The 23,447-nt window shown below is 61.5% G+C and carries 22 protein-coding genes and 1 riboswitch; of the genes, 11 read left to right on the plus strand and 11 right to left on the minus strand.

The features are described from left to right. Nucleotides 1-94 precede the first annotated feature (94 nt). From KVU_RS07870 to KVU_RS07885, 4 genes are read left to right on the plus strand one after another with little or no spacing between them, the layout of a single operon-like run. Nucleotides 95-1,102 (plus strand): AAA family ATPase, encoded by a 1,008-nt coding sequence (locus KVU_RS07870; RefSeq protein ID WP_013383030.1) that lies wholly within the window; start codon nucleotides 95-97, stop codon nucleotides 1,100-1,102. Continuing rightward, the gene (locus KVU_RS07875) at nucleotides 1,099-1,998 is read left to right on the plus strand and encodes a DUF58 domain-containing protein (RefSeq protein WP_014537859.1); all 900 of its coding nucleotides are present in this window, start codon (nucleotides 1,099-1,101) and stop codon (nucleotides 1,996-1,998) included. The genes KVU_RS07870 and KVU_RS07875 overlap by 4 nt, the downstream gene beginning before the upstream one ends. After that, a complete protein-coding gene (locus KVU_RS07880) occupies nucleotides 1,995-4,718 on the plus strand; it encodes a DUF4159 domain-containing protein (protein ID WP_014537860.1) in 2,724 nt (907 codons plus the stop codon). The genes KVU_RS07875 and KVU_RS07880 overlap by 4 nt, the downstream gene beginning before the upstream one ends. After that, complete coding sequence (locus tag KVU_RS07885) at nucleotides 4,718-6,793, plus strand: membrane protein (RefSeq protein WP_014537861.1); 2,076 nt, start codon at nucleotides 4,718-4,720, stop codon at nucleotides 6,791-6,793. The genes KVU_RS07880 and KVU_RS07885 overlap by 1 nt, the downstream gene beginning before the upstream one ends. On the opposite strand, the gene KVU_RS07890 is transcribed toward KVU_RS07885, so the two are convergent. Beyond that, on the minus strand, nucleotides 6,790-7,494 hold the full coding sequence (locus tag KVU_RS07890; RefSeq protein ID WP_013383026.1) for a DUF599 domain-containing protein: 705 nt from the start codon (nucleotides 7,492-7,494) through the stop codon (nucleotides 6,790-6,792). The two genes, KVU_RS07885 and KVU_RS07890, sit on opposite strands and share 4 nt — an antisense overlap. A 114-nt stretch (nucleotides 7,495-7,608) precedes the next feature. Here KVU_RS07890 and KVU_RS07895 point away from each other — a divergent pair, with 114 nt between their 5' ends. Both KVU_RS07895 and KVU_RS07900 read left to right on the plus strand, forming a co-directional pair. Then, complete coding sequence (locus KVU_RS07895; RefSeq protein WP_013383025.1) at nucleotides 7,609-8,337, plus strand: trypsin-like serine peptidase; 729 nt, start codon at nucleotides 7,609-7,611, stop codon at nucleotides 8,335-8,337. Between the two features lie 126 nt (nucleotides 8,338-8,463). Beyond that, nucleotides 8,464-8,922, plus strand: a complete 459-nt coding sequence (locus KVU_RS07900; RefSeq protein ID WP_013383024.1) for an Hsp20 family protein — start codon at nucleotides 8,464-8,466, stop codon at nucleotides 8,920-8,922. A 33-nt stretch (nucleotides 8,923-8,955) separates the two neighbouring features. On the opposite strand, the gene KVU_RS07905 is transcribed toward KVU_RS07900, so the two are convergent. From KVU_RS07905 to KVU_RS07925, 5 genes are all read right to left on the minus strand, one after another. Further along, the gene (locus KVU_RS07905) at nucleotides 8,956-9,423 is read right to left on the minus strand and encodes a GNAT family N-acetyltransferase (RefSeq protein WP_013383023.1); all 468 of its coding nucleotides are present in this window, start codon (nucleotides 9,421-9,423) and stop codon (nucleotides 8,956-8,958) included. Continuing rightward, complete coding sequence (gene polA / locus KVU_RS07910) at nucleotides 9,423-12,260, minus strand: DNA polymerase I (protein ID WP_014537863.1); 2,838 nt, start codon at nucleotides 12,258-12,260, stop codon at nucleotides 9,423-9,425. Before polA ends, KVU_RS07905 begins: the two co-directional genes overlap by 1 nt. Before the next feature lie 67 nt (nucleotides 12,261-12,327). After that, complete coding sequence (locus KVU_RS07915) at nucleotides 12,328-12,549, minus strand: zinc-finger domain-containing protein (protein WP_013383020.1); 222 nt, start codon at nucleotides 12,547-12,549, stop codon at nucleotides 12,328-12,330. A 12-nt stretch (nucleotides 12,550-12,561) separates the two neighbouring features. Beyond that, nucleotides 12,562-12,924 carry an HIT domain-containing protein gene (locus KVU_RS07920; protein WP_013383019.1) on the minus strand — a complete coding sequence of 121 codons (363 nt, stop codon included), beginning with the start codon at nucleotides 12,922-12,924 and terminating at the stop codon, nucleotides 12,562-12,564. A gap of 15 nt (nucleotides 12,925-12,939) precedes the next feature. Continuing rightward, nucleotides 12,940-14,517 carry a DUF5928 domain-containing protein gene (locus KVU_RS07925; protein WP_014537864.1) on the minus strand — a complete coding sequence of 526 codons (1,578 nt, stop codon included), beginning with the start codon at nucleotides 14,515-14,517 and terminating at the stop codon, nucleotides 12,940-12,942. Nucleotides 14,518-14,680: 163 nt separating this feature from the next. Here KVU_RS07925 and KVU_RS07930 point away from each other — a divergent pair, with 163 nt between their 5' ends. Continuing rightward, a complete protein-coding gene (locus tag KVU_RS07930) occupies nucleotides 14,681-15,499 on the plus strand; it encodes a sulfotransferase family protein (RefSeq protein WP_013383017.1) in 819 nt (272 codons plus the stop codon). A gap of 43 nt (nucleotides 15,500-15,542) precedes the next feature. Then, a complete protein-coding gene (gene thyX / locus KVU_RS07935) occupies nucleotides 15,543-16,448 on the plus strand; it encodes an FAD-dependent thymidylate synthase (protein WP_013383016.1) in 906 nt (301 codons plus the stop codon). A 16-nt stretch (nucleotides 16,449-16,464) separates the two neighbouring features. Here the strand turns inward: thyX and KVU_RS07940 are convergent, their stop codons facing one another. The 5 genes from KVU_RS07940 to KVU_RS07960 form a co-directional block, all read right to left on the minus strand. After that, a complete protein-coding gene (locus KVU_RS07940; RefSeq protein WP_148225651.1) occupies nucleotides 16,465-17,031 on the minus strand; it encodes a manganese efflux pump MntP in 567 nt (188 codons plus the stop codon). Between the two features lie 24 nt (nucleotides 17,032-17,055). Next, nucleotides 17,056-17,203: riboswitch (yybP-ykoY riboswitch) on the minus strand. A gap of 84 nt (nucleotides 17,204-17,287) precedes the next feature. Continuing rightward, a complete protein-coding gene (locus tag KVU_RS07945) occupies nucleotides 17,288-18,118 on the minus strand; it encodes an ATP-binding protein (RefSeq protein WP_013383014.1) in 831 nt (276 codons plus the stop codon). Beyond that, complete coding sequence (tatC, locus tag KVU_RS07950; protein WP_013383013.1) at nucleotides 18,115-19,002, minus strand: twin-arginine translocase subunit TatC; 888 nt, start codon at nucleotides 19,000-19,002, stop codon at nucleotides 18,115-18,117. The genes KVU_RS07945 and tatC overlap by 4 nt, the downstream gene beginning before the upstream one ends. Beyond that, nucleotides 18,999-19,580 (minus strand): twin-arginine translocase TatA/TatE family subunit, encoded by a 582-nt coding sequence (locus tag KVU_RS16180; protein WP_014537865.1) that lies wholly within the window; start codon nucleotides 19,578-19,580, stop codon nucleotides 18,999-19,001. The genes tatC and KVU_RS16180 overlap by 4 nt, the downstream gene beginning before the upstream one ends. 41 nt (nucleotides 19,581-19,621) lie before the next feature. Continuing rightward, on the minus strand, nucleotides 19,622-19,864 hold the full coding sequence (locus KVU_RS07960) for a twin-arginine translocase TatA/TatE family subunit (RefSeq protein ID WP_013383011.1): 243 nt from the start codon (nucleotides 19,862-19,864) through the stop codon (nucleotides 19,622-19,624). Nucleotides 19,865-20,040: 176 nt separating this feature from the next. Between KVU_RS07960 and KVU_RS07965 the strand changes: the two genes are divergently transcribed. The 3 genes from KVU_RS07965 (at nucleotide 20,041) to KVU_RS07975 (ending at nucleotide 23,400) form a co-directional block, all read left to right on the plus strand. Continuing rightward, on the plus strand, nucleotides 20,041-20,709 hold the full coding sequence (locus KVU_RS07965) for a helix-turn-helix transcriptional regulator (protein ID WP_013383010.1): 669 nt from the start codon (nucleotides 20,041-20,043) through the stop codon (nucleotides 20,707-20,709). Nucleotides 20,710-20,902: 193 nt separating this feature from the next. Further along, nucleotides 20,903-21,757 carry a Hint domain-containing protein gene (locus KVU_RS07970; RefSeq protein WP_236953073.1) on the plus strand — a complete coding sequence of 285 codons (855 nt, stop codon included), beginning with the start codon at nucleotides 20,903-20,905 and terminating at the stop codon, nucleotides 21,755-21,757. A 41-nt stretch (nucleotides 21,758-21,798) separates the two neighbouring features. Beyond that, complete coding sequence (locus tag KVU_RS07975) at nucleotides 21,799-23,400, plus strand: peptide chain release factor 3 (RefSeq protein WP_013383008.1); 1,602 nt, start codon at nucleotides 21,799-21,801, stop codon at nucleotides 23,398-23,400. Nucleotides 23,401-23,447: the final 47 nt, after the last annotated feature.

Genomic DNA, 23,447 nt, shown 5'->3' on the forward strand with positions numbered 1-23,447 from the left:
AAGAGCGGGAAATTCTTTCACCCATCTGTGTTTTTCTGTTTTGCCCCTCTATGGTTAGACCTAAACCGATCACAGAACCGATTTTGGGGGACCCATGTCCAACGACGACACGCTGCTAGCCGAGGTAGAGGCCCTGCAAACCCAACTGATCGCCGCGCGCGCCAGTATTGCCCGCCGCGTGATCGGACAAGAACGGGTCGTCGATCTGGCGCTGGGGGCTGTACTGGCGGGCGGCCACGCGCTGCTGGTGGGTCTGCCGGGCCTGGGGAAAACGCGCCTTGTCGGCACGATCGCGCAGGTGCTGGGGCTGAATTCCAGCCGCGTGCAGTTCACCCCCGATCTGATGCCCGCCGATATTCTGGGGTCGGAAGTGCTGGAAACCGCAGCCGACGGCACGCGCAGCTTCCGCTTTATTGAAGGGCCGGTGTTCTGCCAGCTATTGATGGCGGATGAGATCAACCGCGCCAGCCCCCGCACCCAATCCGCGCTGCTGCAAGCGATGCAGGAAGGCGAGGTGACCATCGCCGGTCAGCACCGCCCGCTGGGTCGCCCGTTCCATGTGCTGGCAACGCAGAACCCGCTGGAACAAGAGGGCACCTATCCCCTGCCCGAGGCGCAGCTCGACCGCTTTTTGGTGATGATCGACGTCCCCTACCCCAGCCGCGAGACCGAGCGCGAGATCCTGCTGGCCACGACCGGCACGGACGAGGCCGAGGCGACGGCGATCTTTACCCCCGATCAACTGCTGGCCGCCCAAACCCTGCTGCGCCGCGTGCCGGTGGGGCAAACGGTGGTCGATGCGATCATTGATCTGGTGCGCGCCTGCCGTCCCGACGATCCCACCGCCCCCGATTACATCCGCGAGAATATCACCTGGGGCCCCGGCCCCCGCGCCGCGCAGGCGCTGATGCTGCTGGCACGGGCCGAGGCGCTGCTGAACGGACGTCTTGCCCCCAACATGGCCGATGTGGCGGCGCTGGCAGGCCCCGTCCTTGGCCACCGCATGGCCGCCAGCTTTGCCGCCCGCGCCCGGGGCGAGACTGTGGCCGCGCTGGTCGCCCGCCTTGTGACTGAAACCACAGGCCTCGATGCCGCCGCATGAGCGATCAAACCGCCCATTCTGCTGATCTGCACACGGGCCTGCGGGCTGACAGCGAAAAGCTGGCCCATGCCTTGCCTGCCCTGCTGGCCGCGGCACGTGCGCTGGCGGCGACGATCACCCCCGGCACGCATGGCCGTCGCCGCGCGGGTCTGGGCGATACGTTCTGGGAATACCGTCCGGCCGAGGCGTGGGATGACGCCAGCCGCATCGACTGGCGCCGCTCGGCCCGGGGGGATACGGCTTTTGTGCAGGATCGCGAATGGCAATTGGCGCAAAGCCTCAGCCTTTGGGTCGATGACAGCGCCGCGATGCGCTATGCGATGGACGCGAACCATCCCAGCAAGGCGCAGATCGCGCAGCGACTGGCGCTGGCACTGGCGGTTTTGCTGGAACGCGGCGGCGAGCGGATCGGCTATCTGACCGCCGACCTGCCCCCCCGTCGCGGCCGCTTGCAACTGGAACGCCTGACCGCCGCGCTGCTGCATCAAGGCGATCATGATTACGCAAGCGCCCCGCCCGCGATGGCACCGCCGCGCGGGCAAGTGGTGATCTTTTCGGATTTCTTTGGCGATCTGGCGGCGCTGGAAGCCTATATTGCCAGCGCCACGGGGCGCGGTTGCACGGGGCTGTTGGTGCAGGTGCTGGACCCCACCGAGGAATCCTTTCCCTTCACCGGCCGCACACTGTTTCGCAGCATGTCCGGCGCAATCCGGCACGACACATTAAAGGCCGATGCCCTGCGCGAGACCTATCGCGCGCGCCTTGCCGCCCGCAAAGATGCGGTCGCTGGGCTGGCCGCCAGCGCGGGTTGGCGCTTTCACACGCTGCATACCGATACGCCCGCCAGCCAGTCGCTGCTGTGGCTTTACGGCGCGCTTGATGGGGTATCGGCATGAGCGGTTTGATTTTCACCAGCCCATGGCTGCTGCTGGGCCTGATCGCCCTGCCCGCATTGTGGTGGCTGCTGCGCGCCGTGCCGCCCGCGCCACTGACGCGGCGCTTTCCGGGCGTCGCGCTGCTGCTGGGCATCCCCGATCCCGAGGCGGAAAGCGCCCGCACCCCGTGGTGGCTTTTGCTGCTGCGTGCGCTGGCTGTGGCGGCGCTGATCCTCGGCTTTGCCGGTCCGGTACTGAACAGCACAACGCGTGTCACGGGCGGCGGGCCTTTACTGATTCTGGTCGATGGATCTTGGGCGCAAGCGGCAGATTGGGACGCCACCCGCGCACGTATTGCCACGATTGCGGGCGAAGCGGACCGCCCCACCGCGATCGAGGTGCTGACGGCCCCCACGCCAGATGGCCCGCTGTTTCGCAACCCCGCCGATCTGCAAGGCATGATCGAGGGGCTGCAGCCCCGCGCATGGCAACCCGATGCCCTCCCCGCTTGGCTAGAGACGATCGACGGCACGTTTGATACGATCTGGCTGTCAGACGGCCTTGCGCGCAGCAGCCGCGCGGAATTGGCCAACGCCCTGCAACAGCGCGGCACATTGCAGGTGATCGAGGCAACCGCCCCAACCTTTGCGATCCTGCCGCCTGTCTTTGAGGATGGCGGCGTCGATCTGACAGTGCAGCGCAGCACCGCAGGCCCGGCGTTCAGCCTGCCAGTGCTGGCCCAAGGCACCGATCCCAATGGCATCGCCCGCACGCTGGCTACGGCGAGCGCGGATTTTGCCGCCGATGCGACGGCAGCCGATGTCCGCTTTGAACTGCCACCTGAATTGCTGGCGCGTATGACGCGATTTGACCTTGGCACGGCGCCCTCGGCAGGTGCAACCGCACTTGCCGATGATCGCCTGCGCCGCCGCGAGGTTGCGCTGATCGCACCTGCTGGCGGCAGCGAGGCGGTGAACCTGCTGTCGCCCACGCATTACCTGCGCCAAGCCCTTGCCCCCAGCGCCGATCTGATCGAGACCGACCTGCCCACCGCCATGCGCGCGGGCCCCGATGTGATCGTGCTGGTCGACATCGCCAACCTGACCCCTGACGAGACCGCAACGCTCGAGACTTGGGTCGATCAAGGCGGGCTGCTGGTGCGTTTTGCGGGGCCGCGCCTTGCCGCCTCTGATATGGGGCGCGGCGCGGTTGATCCGCTGCTGCCGGTGCGCCTGCGCGCAGGCGGGCGGTCGGTTGGTGGCGCCCTCAGTTGGGGTGAGCCTAAAACACTGGCCGCTTTCACCGAAGGATCGCCTTTCTTTGGCCTGACGGTGCCGGATGATGTCGAGGTCACCGCGCAAGTGGTCGCGCAGCCCGACCCCACCCTTGCCGCGCGGGTCATTGCGCAACTGTCCGACGGCACGCCACTGGTCACGCGCGAAATGCTGGGACAGGGACAGATCGTGCTGTTTCACGTGACCGCCACCCCCGAATGGTCGAATCTGCCGCTCTCTGGCCTGTTCGTTCAGATGCTCGAGCGCCTGTCGCTGGCCTCTGGCACCGCGCTGGATGAGGCCTCGCTGGCGGGCACGCGCTGGGCCCCCGATCAGGTGCTGGATGCCTTTGGCGCGCTGCATAGCAGTGACAGTCTGGCCCCGATCACCGGCGAGGAATTGGCCGTCGCGCGGGCCGCCGCCGCAACGCCGCCAGGTCTTTATGCGGGCCAAGGGCGGCGGATCGCGGTCAATGCGATGAGCGCGGGTGACACGCTGGCCCCGGCCATCTGGCCCGCTGGGGTGCAGGTTTTGGGCAGCGATGGTGCGGCGGCGGTTGCGCTGCGCCCGTGGTTGCTGATGGCCGCAATCGTGCTGCTGTTGGTGGATACACTGGCCAGCGCCGCCCTGTCGGGGCGCCTGCGCGGGCGCGGTTTGGCGGCACTGCTGCTGATCGCGCTTGCCCCGCTGCCGCGCCCTGCCAGCGCGCAGGATTTCGACGCAGGTTTCGCAATTTCGGCCACCTCCCAAGTGGTGCTGGCGCATGTATCCTCGGGCGATCCCGAGGTGGATAGCATCGTCTCGGCGGGGCTGACGGGCCTGTCGCGCGCGCTGGCCCTGCGCAGCACGATTGTCACCAGCCGCCCGATCCAGCTGGATCTGGATACCGACGAGCTGGCGTTTTTTCCGATGATCTATTGGCCGGTGACCGCCCAAAGCCCGCTGCCCTCGCGCGAGGCCTATCAGCGTTTGAACCGTTACCTGCGCACCGGCGGCATGATCGTCTTCGACACGCGCGACGCGGAAATCGGCGCCTTTGGCGCGACACCTGCCAGCCGCCGCCTACAGGAAATTGCACTGCCCCTTGATATTCCCGCGCTCGAGCCGATGCCCGCCGACCACATCCTGACGCGCAGCTTTTACCTGCTGCAAAGCGCGCCGGGGCGGTTCACCAGCGACCTGTGGGTCGAGGCCGCCCCGCCCGAGGAACTGGCAGAGGGCATGCCCTTTCGCAACCTCAACGACAATGTAACGCCCGTGGTCATCGGCGCGAATGATTGGGCGGGCGCATGGGCCACACGGCCCGATGGCGCGCCGCTGCTGCCTGTGGGGCGCGGTCTTGCTGGCGACCGCCAGCGGGAAATGGCTTTGCGCTTTGGTGTTAATCTGGTGATGCATGTGCTGACCGGCAACTATAAATCAGATCAGGTACATGTGCCTGAATTGCTGAACCGTTTGGGGAATTGATGGAAGGCTCGGTTATCTTTGCGCCGCTGCTGAGCTGGCCGCTGGTCTGGGCGGCGCTGGCGCTGGCGCTGGTCATCGGCCTGCTGGCATTGTGGCGCGGCCTTGGCGGCTGGGGGTGGCGCGCGCTGGCGGCGCTCGCACTGGCGCTGGCGCTGGCGAACCCATCGCTGATGCGCGAGACGCGCGATGCTTTGTCCGATATCGTGCTGGTCGTGGTGGATGAAACCGCCAGCCAGCGCATCGGCACGCGCGAGGCGCAGACAGCCAGCGCCCTTGATCAGATCACCCGCCAGATCGAGGCCCTGCCCAATACCGAAATGCGCATCATCCCTGTCCGCAATGGCGAGGATGACAATGGCACCCGCCTGCTGACCGCCCTGTCGAACGCGCTGGCCGAGGAACCCGCTGCGCGCATTGCCGGGATTATCTTGCTGACCGATGGCCGCGCCCATGATCTGGCCGTGACGCCCGAATTGCCCGCGCCGACCCATCTGCTGCTGACCGGCGAGCCAGACGACTGGGACCGCCGCCTGATTGTCCGCAATGCGCCCGCCTTTGCCATTTTGGACGAGCCTGTCACCCTGACCCTGCGGATCGAGGATCAAGGCGCTGCGCCAGAGAGCGGCCCCGTGCCGCTGACCATCGCCATCGACGGCGGCGATCCGATGACGTTCACCGTCCCCGTCGGCCGCGATATCGAACTGCCCCTCACGCTGCCCCATGGCGGCATGAACGTGTTGCAGTTTCAAACGCCCACCGCGGATGGCGAGTTGACCGACCGCAACAACACCGCCGTCGTTCAGATCAACGGCGTGCGCGACCGACTGCGCGTGATGCTGGTCTCGGGCGAGCCACATGCCGGCGAGCGGACATGGCGCAATCTGCTGAAATCCGACCCCGCCGTCGATCTGGTGCATTTCACCATTTTGCGCCCCTCGGACGCTGTCGATTCGACCCCGTCCGAGGAATTGGCGCTGATCGCCTTTCCGACGCGTGAATTGTTCGTCGATAAGATCAACGATTTCGATCTGATCATCTTTGACCGCGATCGCCGCCGGGGGCTGATCCCCGATGATTACATGATGAATGTGGTCAATTACGTGCAAGGTGGCGGCGCGGTACTGGTCTCGACGGGGCCGGAATTTGCGGGTGCGGAATCCATCGCGCGATCCCCGCTGGGGTTCATCCTGCCCGCACGGCCCACCGGACAGGTGTTCGATCAGGCCTTCCGCCCGCAATTGACCGAACTTGGCCAGCGCCATCCGGTGACGGCGGGTCTGCCGGAACTGTCGGGCGTGGACGAGGATGGCAATCCGCTGTGGGGCCGTTGGCTGCGTCTGCTGGCTGTGACGCCCGATCCGAATGCCGAGATCGTCATGGCGGATGAAAGCGACAATCCACTGCTGATCCTGAACCGCGTGGGCGAAGGGCGTGTCGCCCTGATGTCATCCGATCAGGCATGGCTGTGGACACGCGGCTTTGACGGCGGCGGCCCGCAGAACGAATTGCTGCGCCGCCTTGCGCATTGGCTGATGCAAGAGCCGGACCTCGAGGAAGAGGCCCTTTGGGCCGAGCCGCAGGGCCAGACCCTGCGCATCATCCGCCGCACCATGGCCGAGGATGCGCCACAGGTCACCATCACCCAGCCCGATGGCAGCACCGTCACCGTGCAACCGACCGAAGTCGCCCCCGGCCGGTTCGAGGCACTGTTCCGCGCGCCCGAGGCCGGTCTTTACCGCCTGACGGATGGCGAATTGGACGCTGTCATCGCGGCTGGCCCCGCCCAGCCGCGCGAATTCGAAGAAACCATCGCGACCGCTGATATCCTGTCGCCCGCAACCACCGCGACAGGTGGCGGGGTGGTGCATCTGTCAGATGGCACGCCCGATATCCGCACCGCCCGCGCCGGGCAAAGCGCCTTTGGCGAGGGCTGGATCGGCATCACGCCGCGCGATGTGTCTCGGGTCACGGCGCTAGATATCAACGCCTTGCTGCCGCCTTGGGGCTGGCTGCTGATCGCGGCGGCGCTGATGCTGACCGGCTGGCTGCGCGAGGGGCGGCGGGCGAACGCTTAGTGGTCGTCCGCGCCGTCCAACATCACATCGCGCGAGCGTGACGCGAATTCGCGCGACCACAGAAAGCCCGTGACGGCCAGAACCGAGATCACCAGCAGCGCATCGCCCATCACCCAAGCCAGCGTCGCCAGCGCGAAATACATCGCGCGCAGACCGCGGTTGAACGATATGGCGGCGCGGATATTCAGCTCGGCGGCGCGGGCCGCACGGGCGGGGCCTTGGGGGCTGTCCTTATCGATCGGCACCGATCCCATCAGGATCGAGCAATAGCCGAACAACCGGTTCGACCAGATGAATTTCAACACGGCGATGATCAGAAATACCGTCGCGGGCAGCAGCCGCAGCTGCCACAGCAATTGCGATTCGTTTTGATGGGTCAGTTGCTCGGCGACGCCGCTTAACTGGTCGATATTCCCCATCAGCGCCAAAAGGCCGCCAACCGCCAGCAGGCAGGTCGAGACAAAGAACGAGGTCGACTGCCGCAGGCTAGAGATAATCGTCGCATCGAACACGCGATTCTCGCGCTTGCTGAAATCCTCCATCCAGGCGCGGCGATAGCCCTCCATCAGCCGCGAGACCGACGGGCGCCGCGCCGAGGGATGTTCGATCACAAAGCCCAGAACCAGCCAGATCACCGCGATCATCGCCAGCACGGCCAGATCCTTCCACCCGATGATAATTAACAACTCGATCAGATTCATCCGCGTCCCCTGCGACCGCCTGCGCCTATTGCTATCTCATTCGCGCAAGAAAGTGAAAATGTCATGCCTTGTGCGAGCAGTCCCGCCTTGCAACAAAGGCATAGGAGGCACGTCATGCCAAAGGTATTGCCTGTTTTCATCGCGGCCCTCTTGTCCGCTGCGCCCGCCCTTGCGCAGGATCACGCGCGCGAAGGGGCCGTTGGCCGGATCGAAATCGAGGACGCCGGTCATTGCACCGCCGTACTGATCGCACCAGATCAGGTACTGACGGCCGCGCATTGCCTGTTCGACGCAGACACCGGCGCACGCATTCCAGCGCAGGACATTGTTTTTCAAGCCGGATTTACCAACGGCCGCGCCTATGCGTACCGTCAGATCCGCCGCATCGTGATCCACCCCGACCACCAACCGGACACCCGCGCCAGTGGCGCAGCCGCCCGCAGCCGCGCGGATCTTGCACTGCTCGAGCTGTATCAACCCATCACCCCGCTGGCCGGTATAACCCCGCTGCCGATCGCCAGCGTCATCCCGTTGGAAGGGGCGCTGAACGTCATTGCCTATGGCACAGGCCCGGCGGGCGCGCATCAGACGCAGGATGAATGTCGCCGCATTGCACAAGATGGCGGCGTTTACATTTTCGGCTGCGCTTTGCAGGTTGGCGGCTCGGGCGCGCCGATTCTGGCCAATCGCGGCGGCACGCCGCAGATCGTCGCGCTGGTGTCGGCCATCGGGCAGATGCGCGGGCGCGATGTGGTGGTTGGGGTGAACCTGCCCCAGCAAATCGGCGCATTGCGTGCCGCCTTTGACGCCTCTGCCAGCAGCGGGGCCGAGCCGCGCCGCTAGGGTCTTGAATCCCCCAAAATCACCCCCAAATGAAGGTCATCGGGATGCCGCCTCGCGGGCCCGCAATACCCGCCCTGCCATCGAATGGAGGGCTAAACCTTTGTTATCGCTTACATGAGGATGACCATGCGTACCTTTAATCTTGCACCGCTGCACCGTGCAACCGTTGGTTTTGATCAAATCGCCGATATGCTTGACCGCACCCTAAGCGCGGACGCCGGCCAAACCAACTATCCGCCCTATAACATTGAAAAAACCGCCGATGATGCATGGCGCATTTCGGTCGCTGTCGCAGGTTTCGCCGACGCCGATCTGGATGTCGAGCTGCGTGACCATGCGCTGATCGTGACCGGCCGCAAGGCTGATGACACGACCACGCGCAAATTCCTGCATCGCGGCATCGCCACCCGCGCGTTTGAGCGTCGTTTCCAACTGGCCGACCACGTCCGCGTCCAAGGCGCGAGCCACGAAAATGGTATGTTGCATATCGACCTGATTCGCGAAGTACCCGAGGCGCTGAAGCCCCGCCGGATCGAGATCACCAGCAATGCCCCGACGCTGGTTGAAGCCAAATCGGTGAACTAAAACGGAAAACGCGGCCCCAAGGGGCCGCGTTTTTCATTTTGCGATACGAAAGACTTTCTGCACGCGCCCGTTCGCTTCGCGCCACGTGGCAAAGCCGATGGCCCCGTAATAGCCCTGCCCCTCGGGATTATCCGCCCCGATCGAGGCATCGATCTGCTCAACGCCCGCGCCCTCGGCTGCCGCACGTGTATGCTGGAACAGCGTCCGCCCGATGCCCCTGCCATGCGCCGCCGGGCTGACATGGGTGCCGATAGAGCCCCAGCCCTCGGGCGTGCCATAGGCATTATCCGGCCCCGCGATTGTCAGGGATTGAAAACCCATAACCTGCCCCGCTTCGTCCACCGCCACCGTGCATTTCACATTGGCGGGGTTCTCAATATAGCTGCGCAGGCAAAAGGCCTCATCGCTGGCGCGCTGGCGGCCCGTCAGGGTGATAATGTCCTGCAACACGCGGGACATGCCTGCGGCATCGGTTGGAATGGCGTCGCGATAGGTGATCATCAATGCGCCTCGGCCCAGTTTTGGCCGCGTCCGGCGTCGACCACCAGTTTGATATCCAGATGCACAGCAGGATCTGCCGCGCCTTCCATAATGCGCTTGGCGATGGCGGTCAGCTCGTCCGCAGCGTTCTCCTCGACCTCGAACAGCAGCTCGTCATGCACCTGCAACAGCATCCGCGCGGGCAAATGCGCGATGGCGGGGTCCATTTGGATCATCGCGCGGCGAATGATATCCGCCGCCGTCCCTTGGATCGGGGCGTTGATTGCGGCGCGGCGCGCAAAGCCCGCATGGGGGCCCTTGGCATTGATCTCGGGCGTGTTGATGCGGCGACCGAACAGCGTGCGCACATGGCCGTTTTCCTTCGCAAAGGCGATGGTCTGGTCCATATAGGCGCGAATGCCGGGGAAACGCTCGAAATAGCGATCGATAAAGCCCTGCGCCCGATCGCGCGGAATGCGCAGATTGCGCGCAAGGCCAAAGGCCGAAATGCCATAGATGACGCCAAAGTTGATCGCCTTGGCCTGACGGCGGATCTCGGGCGTCATTTGATCCAGCGGCACGTTGAACATCTCGGACGCAGTGGCGGCGTGAATGTCGAGGCCCTGCTGGAACGCCTCTTTCAGCGCGTCAATCTGAGCGATCTGGGCCAGAATGCGCAGCTCGATCTGGCTATAGTCCAGCGAGACCAGCACCTTACCCGCAGGCGCGACAAAGGCACCGCGGATACGGCGGCCTTCCTCGGTGCGGACAGGGATGTTCTGCAGGTTCGGATCGGTCGAGGCGAGGCGCCCCGTATTCGCGCCCGCAATCGAATAGGACGTATGCACGCGACCGCTATCTGGGTTGATATGGTCTTGCAGCGCGTCGGTATAGGTCGATTTCAGCTTGGCCACTTGCCGCCAATCCAGGATCAGGCCTGGCAAAGCATGCTCGGTCGCCAGATCCTCCAGCACATCGGCACCGGTGCCCCATGCGCCGTTTTTACCTTTCACGCCGCCCTGAAAGCCCATCTCATCAAACAGAATCTCGCCCAGTTGTTTGGGTGATCCGACGTTAAAGCTACGGCCAGCGGCAGCGTGGATTTCCTCTTCCAGCTGCACCATCTTTTGCGCGAAGGCGTTCGACATGCGCGAGAGCGTATCGCGATCCACCTGCACCCCCGCCATTTCCATGCGCGTCAGCACGGGAATCAGCGGGCGCTCCAGCGTCTCGTACACAGTGGTGACACGGGATTGCGGCAATTGCGGCTTGAAATGCTGCCACAGGCGCAGCGTGATATCCGCATCCTCGGCGGCATAGGCCACGGCTTTTTCGACCGGCACATGATCAAAGGTGACGGCGGATTTGCCCGAGCCGATCAACTCTTTGATCGGGATGGGGCGATGGTTCAGATAGCGTTCGGACAGCTCGTCCATGCCGTGATTGTGCAGGCCTGCATGCAGCGCGTAGCTGAGCAGCATCGTATCATCGACCGGCGCCAGATGGACGCCATAGCGCGCCATAATCTTGACATCATATTTGATGTTCTGGCCGATCTTCAGCACCGCCGGGTCCTCGAGCACCGGGCGCAGAGCGTTCAGCACAACCTCTAGCGGCAACTGCCCTTCGGTCAGGCGATTGTCGGCGAACAGGTCGTCCCCCGCCGCCATGCGATGGCCCAATGGGATATAGGCCGCACGCCCCGGCACCAGCGCCAGCGAGACGCCGACAAGCTCGGCCTGCATCTCGTCCAAACTGGTGGTTTCGGTGTCAAAGGCGACATAGCCCTGCGCGCGGATTGCATCAATCCAATCGGCCAGCATCTCGGGCGTGTTGATATTCACATAGGCCGCATGGTCAATCGGCGCATCGGGCGGCGGCGGCGCGACAGTTTTCGGTGCGGATTTTTCGGCAATGCCCTTGGCGGTCGCGGCGGCGATCATCGGCGCATCGACACCCATCTTATCGGCGACGCGTTTTGAGATATTGCGGAATTCCATCTCGGTCAGAAAGCCCAGCAGCACCTCGGGTTCGGGCGCGCGCAGAACCAGATCGGCCAGCGTGAAATCCAGCGGCACCTGCGCATCCAGTTGCACAAGGCGGCGCGAGACGCGGATCTGGTCGGCAAAATTGATCAACGTTTCTCGGCGTTTCGGCTGCTTGATCTGTGCGGCATTGGCCAGCAGATTATCCAGATCGCCATATTCACCGATCAGTTGCGCGGCGGTCTTGATCCCGATCCCAGGCGCACCGGGCACGTTATCAACCGAATCCCCCGCCAAGGCCTGCACATCGACCACACGGTCCGGCGCGACGCCGAATTTTTCAATCACACCGTCGGCGTCGATCAGCTTGTTCTTCATCGGATCGAACATGCAAACGGCGGGGCCGACCAATTGCATCAGGTCTTTATCGGATGAAATGACGGTAACGCGCCCGCCCGCCTCGGCCGCTTCGCGCGCGAGGGTGGCGATAATGTCGTCGGCCTCGAACCCTTCGATCTCTTTATAGGCGATGTTAAAGGCGGCGGTTGCGGCGCGGGTCAGCGGGAATTGCGGGCGCAGATCCTCGGGCAGTGGCGGGCGGTGCGCTTTATATTCGGGATAGATATCGTTGCGGAAGGTGATCGAGCCCTTGTCGAAAATCACCGCAATATGGGTCGCCGCCTCGGGGCCGTTATTGTTTTCGACATAGCGCTGCAGCATGGCGCAAAAGCCCGCAACAGCGCCGATGGGCAGGCCGTCGGATTTACGCGTCAGCGGCGGCAGCGCGTGATAGGCCCGGAAAATATAGGCCGAGCCATCGATCAGATGCAGATGGCTGCCCTTGCCAAAGGGGGCGGTCTCTTTACCGGTCATGCTGCGCTCCTGTCCCGAAATAACGTCCAAAAGCTTTGACAGAAACCGGCCCCGCTGGCCAGAGCGGCTAGTGGCCCTCGGCGGCGCCCGGCGCGCGGATATAACGCGCGTCGCAATAGGGGCAATCGATGAAATCGCTATCCGCCGGAATGGTCAGCCAGACGCGCGGATGGCCAAGCGCGGCATTTTCCGTAAGCCCATCACAGGCGATGCGCGTGGTGGCAACCTCGCGCGTCACGGGCGCGGGACGGGTCAGCGCGCGGGCTTGCATTTGGGTCAGGCTATTCATCGTCATCCCCTTTCAGGCGGGCAGCAGCGGCCCAAGGTTACGGCCACCCAGAATATGCAGGTGGAAATGCGGCACTTCCTGGTTCGAATCCGGTCCGGCATTGGCGATGACACGGAAACCGGCGGGCAGCTCCAGCGCCTTCAGCACCGCATCCAGCGCGGCGTTGAAACCCGCCTGCTCGGCGGCCGAGGCCTCGGCCACGAAATGGCCGAAATCAACATAGGGCCCCTTTGGGATCAGCAACACATGGGTCGGCGCCTGTGGGTGAATGTCGCGAAAGGCCAGCGCGTGGTCCGTTTCCAGCACAGTATTATTCGGGATTTCACCGCGCAGGATACGGGCGAAAATATTGTTCGGATCATAGGTCGTGGTCACGCGCGGCAAACTCCGTTAATCGGCGAAGATACTGGACGAATTATTAATCGACGCTGCAAGATCAGGCTTGATACCAAAGAACTCGACCAACGCGGCAATATTCTCGCCCTCATGACCATTTTCGCGGATGCGATGAAAATGTTCAAATCCCATGTCGCGCAAACGGTCACTTTCCAGTCGCAAATCGGCACGTACGGCAGGCAACAGCCGTTCGAGCAAGTCGCCAGAGGAATGATCCGACGCCAGCCCCACCCGCGTCGCATGGCCGCGCAGGAAATCGTCCGACATTTCGCATTCGATTTCCAAAACCCGCATCGTGCTGCGATCCGCGTCAAAATCGCTCATCAGCTCGACGTTAGAGGGGTCAAGGCAGACGATCATCCGATCCGAATCGAAATATTCGAACAACATGCGCAGCAAAGCGCGGCGGTGGCGGGTGCGTTTTTCAACAGTGGTCTGGATACCGCCCAAATCCGGCACAGGGGCGCGATCTTCGTTAAACATATATTCCAGCGACGGCAGCCCGGTGAGACGCGATGCCTCTTGCACGAGGCGCTTTGCGACGTGCCATTTCTTGCACACGACGACCAAGATCTCGCGCCCGCGTCCAACTGAGGTGATCTCCTCCCAGAATCGCGGTGAGAATCTTTGTCCGGTGCGTCCACGATTGGTCTGAAACTTGAAGAGGTTACGACCCTCGTTCGAGATTTTGAAATCATCACGTTCCGAGCCGTAAAGCTGGCCAAGCCGCAACCGCAGATCCTTGGCCTCGGGCGATATTTTGCGCGCGAACAGGTAGTCTTGCGAGACCAGCAGGTCGTAATGGTCGTTATAGAACACTACTGGCATCCCGTATTCCGAGAACATCAAAAAGGTCAGCGTGCGACGGCGGATCTCTTTTTCAGGCACCAGATGCGGTACCAAGGTTTGGAAAAACGTCTCGTCCGGAATCCAGGTGGTGCGAAAGAATCGCATCACATCGGGGCGCTTGTCGATGAATTTCAATATGGCTGTAATGGTCGAGCGGCGCAGGCACCACCATTGCGAGCCGATCATCACCTGCAGATCATGCGGCACGTCACGCGTCAGGCGGAATTTGCGCTGCAGATCAAAGCTCCAGTAGAACAGTTTGCGATTCGTACGTTCGTTAAAGATGTGGCGATAGATCAGCCGTTCTTCCTTGAATCCTGTCTTGATCCAGTCACTTTCAAAGAAATCGAAACACTCGATGTAGTCTACGTTCTCGGCTGCCAAAAATTTATGCGTATAGATGGCCGACTTGACCGCCATACAATCGCCCGACACCATGTAAAAATGGGTGGCGTCGGGAAAAGCCTTTTCGGCGGCACGGATGGCCTCGATCGTCGCCTCGACCAAGGACCACTCGCCCCACCCGCATTTCAGGCGTCTGCGGGCAAAGGTTACCCCAGGGTTCGCGGACAAACCGCGCTGAATTTCATCAAAATCCTCGCCAGAGGCCCGCCCGTCGAAGTGAATCGCAACGCAATCCCCCCCGCTGGTTAATTGAACCGCTTGATTGATGATCGCTTTCGGATCTTTATGGCACAGCAGAATGAAGGCTATCTTTGTCATATGCGCACAACTTGCGTAACTGTGGCCAAGCATGCCAGCCAGATTAAATATTTACTATGTACTGCAATACTAATTCTTGTTTGCATGCCTACGCCAGTCTCTTCTAAAGATTGGCTAACAGTTGGTTCAAAAAGCAGCGCAACTCTATGGAGAGACACGACAAATGAGTTTTCCCGGCACTTGGATGACCGAAAGCGAAAGCATGATCTATCGTGTTGTGCCAAAATGCGCCTGCTCGACCATCGGTCAGATCATGTATTACTCGGATCATGGGCGCTTCTTTGATGGGGACATCCATGATGCCGGACAAGGGCTGCACAAATGGAACCGGCCCGAAAGCCAAGACCTGATCTCAAAGGCGGTCAGCGACCACCAGACCTATGTCTTCACCTGTGTACGCAACCCCTATACGCGGATCCTGTCGTCGTTTTTTGACAAGATCGCTGGCATCCAGCGCAACGGGCGCCGGTATCGTGGCAATCTGGTGCCCGCCCTGATCCAGAAATACGGGATCGAGGTTGGCTCGCCCGAGGACAATTTCGAATTCGACCAGATCAAAAGCTTCCGCCGCTTTTTGCTGTTCGCGCGCGATTCGATCCGCTTCCGCAAACCGATGGAGCCCGATATTCACTGGTCCGCCATGTCGGGGCATATCTCGACCTTCATCGCCAATGGCGGACGCTATGACAAGATCTTCTGGACCGAAAAGTTCAACGAGGGCATGGCCGATGTGCTGCGCAGCACCAAGACGCCGCAGCCGGTAGATATCAAGGAAATTCCGCGTTTTAACGAAAGCGAGGGCCATGGCCCCAAGCGTCTGCATCCGGTCGAGGACTACTTTGACGACCTGTCGATGCATCTCGTTTTCGACATGTACAAACGTGACTTCCGCCTGTTCAAATACGACTTCGAAAATCCGGCAAACAAGAATCCCATCGCCGAAATCGATCTGGATGAGGTCCACAAGAGGCTGGCAAAATAAACGCGCCCGCCGTATTGCGAAGGCGAACCAGCCGGAGAAGACAATGCCCCTGAGCCCCGAGCAACACCAAGAGATCGAGGCCCAGCGCGGCCAAAGCGCGACCACGTTGCGCGCAGTCAGCCCCGGCATGGAGGCGCATCTTTACAAAGCGCATCAGGTGCTGGACCACGGTTTTGTCCGTGTTGTCGATTATATGGGCGATGACAGCGCCATCGTGCAGGCCGCGCGCGTCTCCTATGGGCGCGGCACCAAATCGGTCAGCAATGACGAAGGGCTAATCCGTTACCTGATGCGGCACTGGCACTCGACCCCGTTCGAGATGTGCGAGGTTAAGCTGCACGTGAAACTGCCGGTATTTGTGGCCCGCCAATGGATCCGTCACCGCACAGCGAATGTGAATGAATATTCGGGTCGCTATTCGATTCTGGACCGCGAATTCTACATCCCCTCGGCCGAGCATCTGGCCGCGCAATCGGTCGTCAACAACCAAGGCCGCGGCGAGGCTTTGTCGGGCGAAGAAGCCGCCCGCGTACTCGCGTGGCTAAAGGATGACGCAGGTCGCGCCTATGACCATTACGAGGCAATGATCAGCCAAGAAGGTCAGCAGGGCCTTGCGCGCGAACTTGCCCGCATGAACCTGCCCGCCAATATCTATACCCAATGGTATTGGAAGGTGGATCTGCACAACCTGCTGCATTTCCTGCGCCTGCGCGCCGATGCCCATGCGCAATACGAAATCCGCGTCTATGCCGATGCCCTGTGCGAGATCGTGAAAGACTGGGTGCCCTTCGCCTATAAGGCGTTCGAGGATTACCGCCTGGGCGCAGTGTCGATGTCGACGCAGGCGGTTGATGTCATCAAGCGCCGTCTTGCGGGCGAAGCGGTCACGCAAGAGACCTCTGGCATGAGCAAGGGCGAATGGCGCGAATTTGTCGCCATCTGGGGCTAACCCCAAGGCGGCGGGGTTAACCCGCCGCTGCCGTCAGATGTTCGAATAGAATCAGGCTACCGAGGCCGATCAGGGCAATCCCGCCCAAGGCCTCGGCCACGCGGCCAAACCGCTGGCCCAGCAGACGGCCAGCCAGCATACCGCCCGTGCTCATCAGCATGGTTGCTGTTCCGATCGCCAATGCGATCAACAGAATATTCACCTCTAGGAATGCCAGCGATACGCCGATGGCCATCGCGTCGATCGAGGTGCCAATGGCCGTCAGAACCGTTGCCCATAGCGTTGTATCGCCGCGCGGGGCATCAGGCTGATGCTGCAAGGCCTGCCACTTCATATGCGCGCCCACCGCGGCCAGCAGGGCAAAGGCCACCCAGTGATCCACCGCGTCGATATATTGGCTGGCCGCAATGCCCAAAGCCCAACCGATCAGGGGGGTGATCATTTCAACCACGCCAAAGATCAGGCCCGTCCGCAGCGCGGTGCCGAACTTGACCCTTTGCGCCCCCGCCCCTTTTCCGACCGAAGCGACAAAGGCATCAACGGACATCGAGACGGCCAAAACGCCGACAGCTACAGGTGTCATTTGAAATTCCATAAGGGCAGATCCGGGCGATAGACGGACCCCGCCCGCAGGGTCCCTTCGCCACGGTCTCGCAAAGCCTCATTGCCGGACATGCCACGCGCGTCTCCCGCGCGAATATGTTGACATGCCCCCACATCAGATGATGCGGTCGCTACTCCCCGATGCGGGCGATTTATGACCCGCACCAAAAATAGTCAAGCAAAAACAATGACTTAATAATGATTATCAATCGCAACTGGGGCGAAACGGCCCAAAATCAGATCGTTACGCCGCGCCGTCCAGCAAGATCGGTGAAATATTGCCACGCCACACGGCCCGAACGGCTGCCACGCGTCGCCTGCCATTCAATCGCCTCTGCACGCAAAGTGGCGTCGTCGATCTCAATCCCATAGGCATCGCAATAGCCGCGAATCATCTGCAGATATTCATCCTGATCCGCCGCATGAAAACCCAACCACAGGCCGAACCGGTCTGACAGCGAGACCTTTTCCTCAATCGCTTCGGATTCGTGGACGGCGGCTTGACGCTCGTTCTCGATCATATCGCGCGGCATCAGGTGGCGGCGGTTCGACGTTGCATAAAGCACAACATTTTCGGGCCGCCCCTCGATCCCGCCATCCAAAATCGCCTTGAGCGCTTTGTAATGCTGATCGTCGTGACTGAACGACAAGTCGTCGCAGAACAGGATGAACCGTTCGGGCCGGCCCCGCAGCAGATTCAGACAGCGGCTGATCGAGGGCAAATCTTCACGCTGCACCTCGACGATTTTCAGGCTGGGCAAATCGGCGGATACAGCGCCATGCACGGCTTTCACAAGGCTGGATTTCCCCATGCCGCGCGCGCCCCACAGCAGCACGTTATTCGCGGGCAGGCCCGCCGCGAACTGGCACGTATTGGCCAGCAACGTATCGCGGGCACGGTTGATACCGACCAACAGATCGACATCAACGCGGCTGACATGATCCACCGGGGCAAGGCGGTCGGGGCTGGTGTGCCAGACAAAAGCTGCCGCGCCAAAATCTGGCGCAGCAACAGGTGCGGGGGCCATGCGTTCTAGCGCGGCGGCGATCCGGTCAAGTGCGTTCATGGTTTCTTTGCTAAATCCGTGCCAACTGCATGTTCTTGATCGTCCAACTCTTCGTCATCGACCCACAGGCCCTCGGCCCGCAGCTCGGCCTCGCGCTTTTTCTCATAGCGTTGGACGAGGAAGATCGAGATTTCATAAAGCGGGTAGACGGCGGCGAACAGGATGATCTGGCTCATGACATCGGGGGGCGTCACCAGCGCTGCCAGCACCAAAATGCCAACGATCGCATATTTACGCACCGATTTCAGGCCGGCCGCAGTCACGATTCCGACCCGGCCCAGCAAGGTCAGCAGCACCGGCAGTTGGAAACACAGGCCGAATGCCACGATCAGCGCCATGGTCAGGGACAGGTATTCTTGTGCCGAGCCTTGAAACACCACACTGGCCATTGGCGCGATATTGGGATCGACCACCGCACTGCCATCGGGCGCGAACTGCTGGAAACCCAGAAAGAACGCGTAAGCCATTGGCATGACGATAAAGAACGAGAACGCCGCGCCCAAAAAGAACATAAAGGGCGAGGCCAGCAGGAACGGCAGAAACGCCATTTTTTCCTGCTTATACAGGCCCGGCGCGACAAACCGCCAAAGTTGATAGCTGATCACCGGAAAGGACAGGATCAATCCGCCCAGCATCGAGATGCGTACAGCGACAAAAAAGCCCTCTTGCGGGCTGATAAAGATCAGCTGGCAATCCTGGCCCCGTTTTGCCAATTCCACGCATAGCGGCCCGGTCAAAACGTTGAACACGGGCGTTGCAAAGAAAAAGCAAATCGTCATCGCGACGACAAAGGCCAGCACGCTCCAGATCAGGCGATTGCGCAGTTCGGCCAGATGCTCGATCAGCGGGGCTGCAGTGTCTTCGATCTCGTTGGTTTTGCTCATTGCGATTTCTCGGGCGCAGATATCGGCGCGGATACGGGCGTCGTTACAGGCGCAGCGGCAGGTTCGGCAACTGGTGTGGATGCAGCGGCCGTTTCAACAGATGTGACGGGTGGAGTAACTGGCGCAGCAACGGGCGCAGTAACTGGCGCTGTCGGCACCAGGTTGGGACGCCCGACACCCGCAAGCGAGGCGGTTTCGGTATTGCGCGTCATCGCCGCCGCACCGGTATCACGCAAAGATTGATCCGCCGCAGCCTTTGCCGCGGTTTCCTCGGGCGTTGCGCCTGTCAGGCCAGCGGCCTCACGCAGCTTTTGTGCGCCATAAGCCGTCGGTTTCTTGGCCGCGGTGGTCGCGGTATTCAGCGACTGACCGGCAGAGCGCAGCGTTTGGTTAATCTCATTGAGGCCAGAATCGTTGGCGGCGGCATTCATGGCGCGCGAAAACTCACGCGCCATACCCTGCGCCTTGCCGACGAAATTGCCAATGTTGCGAAACAAAATCGGCAGGTCCTTTGGGCCCACAACGATCAGGGCGACGATGCCGATAATCGCCATCTCTCCCATGCCTAAGTCAAACATGCGCTATGCCCCGTTCGAAATTACGCCGCTCTTCTAATTGATTAGACGCGGTCTTTGGGCGCTTCTTCGGCAACCGGGGTTGCGACAGGCGCAGCCGGGGTCACATCGCGCAGTTCGGTTGCGGATACTTCCAGCTCTTTTTTGCCGTCATCCACGCCGCGTTTGAACGCAGTGATGCCCTTGCCGACTTCACCCATCAGGTTCGAGATTTTGCCCCGGCCAAACAGCACCAGAACAACGACAGCGATCAGCAGAATGCCCATCGGGCCGATATTGTTAAACATGTCACTCTCCGCAGCAACCGATGCGCCCATGGCACCGGTGAAATAAATCCATGCCCTGTGATGCGCCTGCGGATGGGCGGAAGTCAAAGCGTGCCACGGGGTGGGTGGCGCAATAAGGTTGCATTTTTCGAAATCCGCGACAAAAACATGTCAGTAGCCAAGAACGAGAGGCTAAAATGCCATCACCGCGCAATCAACGCCTGTTCCAGATCATGCAAATTCTGCGCAGCGCGCCTGGCGGTGCCCTGCTGTCTGCCCATGATATTGCGACGCAAACCGGCGTCAGCGACCGCACAATCTATCGCGATATGGCAACGCTGATCGATTCGGGCCTGCCGGTCGCGGGCACGCCCGGACAGGGCTATCACATTACCGCCGCCATTACGCTGCCCCCCCTGAACCTTAGCCTAGACGAGATCGAGGCCCTCCATATCGGCCTCTCCATTTTGGGCGAGGCCGATGACATCGGCCTACGCGCCGCCGCGCAAAGCCTGTCGAATAAGGTCGATGCGGCGCTGTCTGCGGATCTCAGCGATGCAGATCGGCGCTGGGCCCTCAGCGGCCCCGGCGTCAACGCGGCTGTCGCCGAAGCCGCGCGCGGCTTTCATTTTTTGCCCGTTTTGCGCAGCGCGATTGCCCGCCGCCAAAAGCTGCGCCTTAGCCTCAGCGCCAGCGCTTCCCCGCCGTCAGAGCGGATCGTCAGACCCCTGCGGATTGACTATTGGGGACGCATCTGGTCATTGCAGTGCTGGTGTGAGACCACCGGCGGGATGGAGCAACTGCGCACCGATCACATTGATAGTGTTAACGTTCTGCCGCAGCTTTTCACGCCGCCGCCGCAGTAGAAACCGCTCGGGACGTTATTTATAGGCAATATACCGCGCACCCCATCACATTAATTAACAAACCATTAACGAATACTTGACTGAATAACCTGTCACAGAACATGCTTGCATTAGATTTAGGGAATTCCCCGGAATGATTGGGGTGACGGGCGGTATGGAAGCAACGTCGGGCGGCCTTTTTTCGCAGTCTTTGATGGTTTATCGCGGCGTGGATCTGACCGTGACGGATGGCGTTGCGCTGGGCGACAGCCTGACCTTTGCAGCAGGTCTATTGCCGGACGACTATTACACCCTTGACCGCGAGGCAGCGCCCGCGCGTCTCAGCTTTGCCGTTGCAGAAACCGGCCGCTTGATGATCGCGCCCGGCTCGAGCATCGGGACAGCGGGCCATAGCCTGCATGTCGATAGTGTGTTGCTGCTGCTGGATCGCAATGGCCGCGTGGCAGAAGTGCTACTGCTGGTCGAGGAAAAGGGCGGCATCGCGATTGCGGTCTATGCCCTGCCCCTATCGCCTTTGAATCGTGGCTTTGAATATCGCTTGGCCGCAGTCACCCAGCGAAACGCACGCCATCGCCTGTTTGGCACGCCGATGCTGCAATTCACGCATGATACGCTGCTGACGCTGGCAGATGGATCACGCATTGCGGCAAGCGACGTGCAGGTCGGACAACATCTGATGTCGGGCGATGGCAATATGATCACCGTCAACTGGATCGGCCGCTCGCAGCTGATGGCCGCGCGGGATATGGCGCCGGTGCTGGTGCCTGCGGGCAGTGCGGGCAATCAATCCGATCTGATCCTTGGGCCGCGTCACCGCATCCGTGGGCGACTGATCCGTGATATGATCGGCCGCAGTAATATCCGCCAGATCGAGCCGATGGTGCAGCACTATGTCCAGATCCTGCCGCATCGCCATCGCAGCCTTGCCGTGGCCGGGGTCGCCGTCGACTGCCTGATGATCGAGGCCCCGCCGCCCCACACAGCCAATAGCGCCCCCGTGGCCCAAGGCCTGCCGTTGCCTGCCGTCGCCCAGAACGACTGGCGCTAGCATTTCTTGCCGTAGACGCGCGGATCGCCTATAGCCGCGCCATGCAAAACCAGACCTCGCCCCTCCCCGCTGAAATCGCCCGCCGTCGCACCTTCGCGATCATCGCGCACCCTGACGCGGGCAAAACGACATTGACGGAAAAATTCCTGCTGTTCGGGGGTGCGATCCAGATGGCGGGTCAGGTGCGCGCCAAGGGCGAAGCGCGCCGCACGCGGTCGGACTTTATGAAAATGGAACAAGATCGCGGGATTTCGGTCTCGGCCTCGGCCATGTCGTTCGACTTTGGTCAGTTCCGTTTCAACCTTGTCGACACCCCCGGCCACAGCGACTTTTCTGAGGATACCTATCGCACGCTGACCGCGGTGGATGCGGCTGTGATGGTGATCGACGGCGCCAAAGGCGTGGAAAGCCAGACCCGCAAGCTGTTCGAGGTCTGCCGCCTGCGCGATCTGCCGATTCTGACCTTTTGTAACAAGATGGACCGCGAGGCCCGCGATACGTTCGAGATCATCGACGAGATCCAGGAAAACCTGGCCATCGATGTCTCGCCCGCCAGCTGGCCCATCGGGTCGGGCCGCGACTTTCTGGGATGTTACGATCTGCTGCATGACCGGCTAGAGCTGATGGACCGCGCCGACCGTAACCGCGTCGCGGAAACCGTCTCGATCAGCGGGTTGGACGATCCGAAACTCGCGGAACATATCCCCACAGATATGCTAAAAAAACTGCGCGAAGAGATCGAAATGGCGCGCGAATTGATGCCCGCCTTTGACCGCGAGCGCTTCCTCGAGGGCTCGATGACGCCGATCTGGTTCGGCTCGGCGATCAATTCGTTCGGCGTGAAAGAATTGATGACCGGCATCGGCGAATTCGGCCCCGAGCCGCAGCCGCAAAAGGCGGCCGAGCGGATGGTGCCTGCAGGCGAAGGCAAAGTCGCCGGTTTCGTATTCAAAGTGCAGGCGAATATGGACGCCCGCCACCGCGACCGCGTGGCCTTTATCCGCCTTGCCTCGGGCCATTTTGAACGCGGCATGAAGCTGATCCATGTACGCTCAAAAAAGCCGATGGCCGTGACGAACCCCGTGCTGTTTCTGGCGGCCGACCGCGAATTGGCCGAAGAGGCTTGGGCCGGTGACATCATCGGCATCCCGAACCACGGCCAGTTGCGCATCGGCGATGCGCTGACCGAGGGCGAGATGCTGCATTTCACCGGCATCCCCAGCTTTGCCCCCGAACTGCTGCAAAACATTCGTGCGGGCGATCCGATGAAAGCCAAACATCTGGAAAAGGCGCTGATGCAATTCGCCGAGGAAGGCGCGGCGAAAGTGTTCAAACCGTCCATTGGCTCGGGCTTTATCGTCGGTGTCGTCGGCGCGTTGCAATTCGAGGTGCTGGCCAGCCGGATCGAGGTTGAATACGGCCTGCCTGTGCGGCTCGAGAGCTCGCAATTCACCTCGGCGCGCTGGGTGTCGGGTGACAAGGATGCGGTCGAGGCCTTTGTCAGCGCCAACAAACAACATATCGCCACCGATAACGATGGCGATCTGGTCTTCCTGACCCGTCTGCAATGGGACATCGACCGCGTGGCGCGTGATTATCCAAAGGTATCGCTGACCGCGACCAAGGAAATGATGGTCTCGTAAAATACAAAACGGCCGCTGTCCCTGCAGCGGCCGTTTTCAGGTCAATG

This window comes from Ketogulonicigenium vulgare WSH-001 (assembly GCF_000223375.1).
In the GTDB taxonomy this organism is placed as follows: Bacteria; Pseudomonadota; Alphaproteobacteria; order Rhodobacterales; family Rhodobacteraceae; genus Ketogulonicigenium; species Ketogulonicigenium vulgare.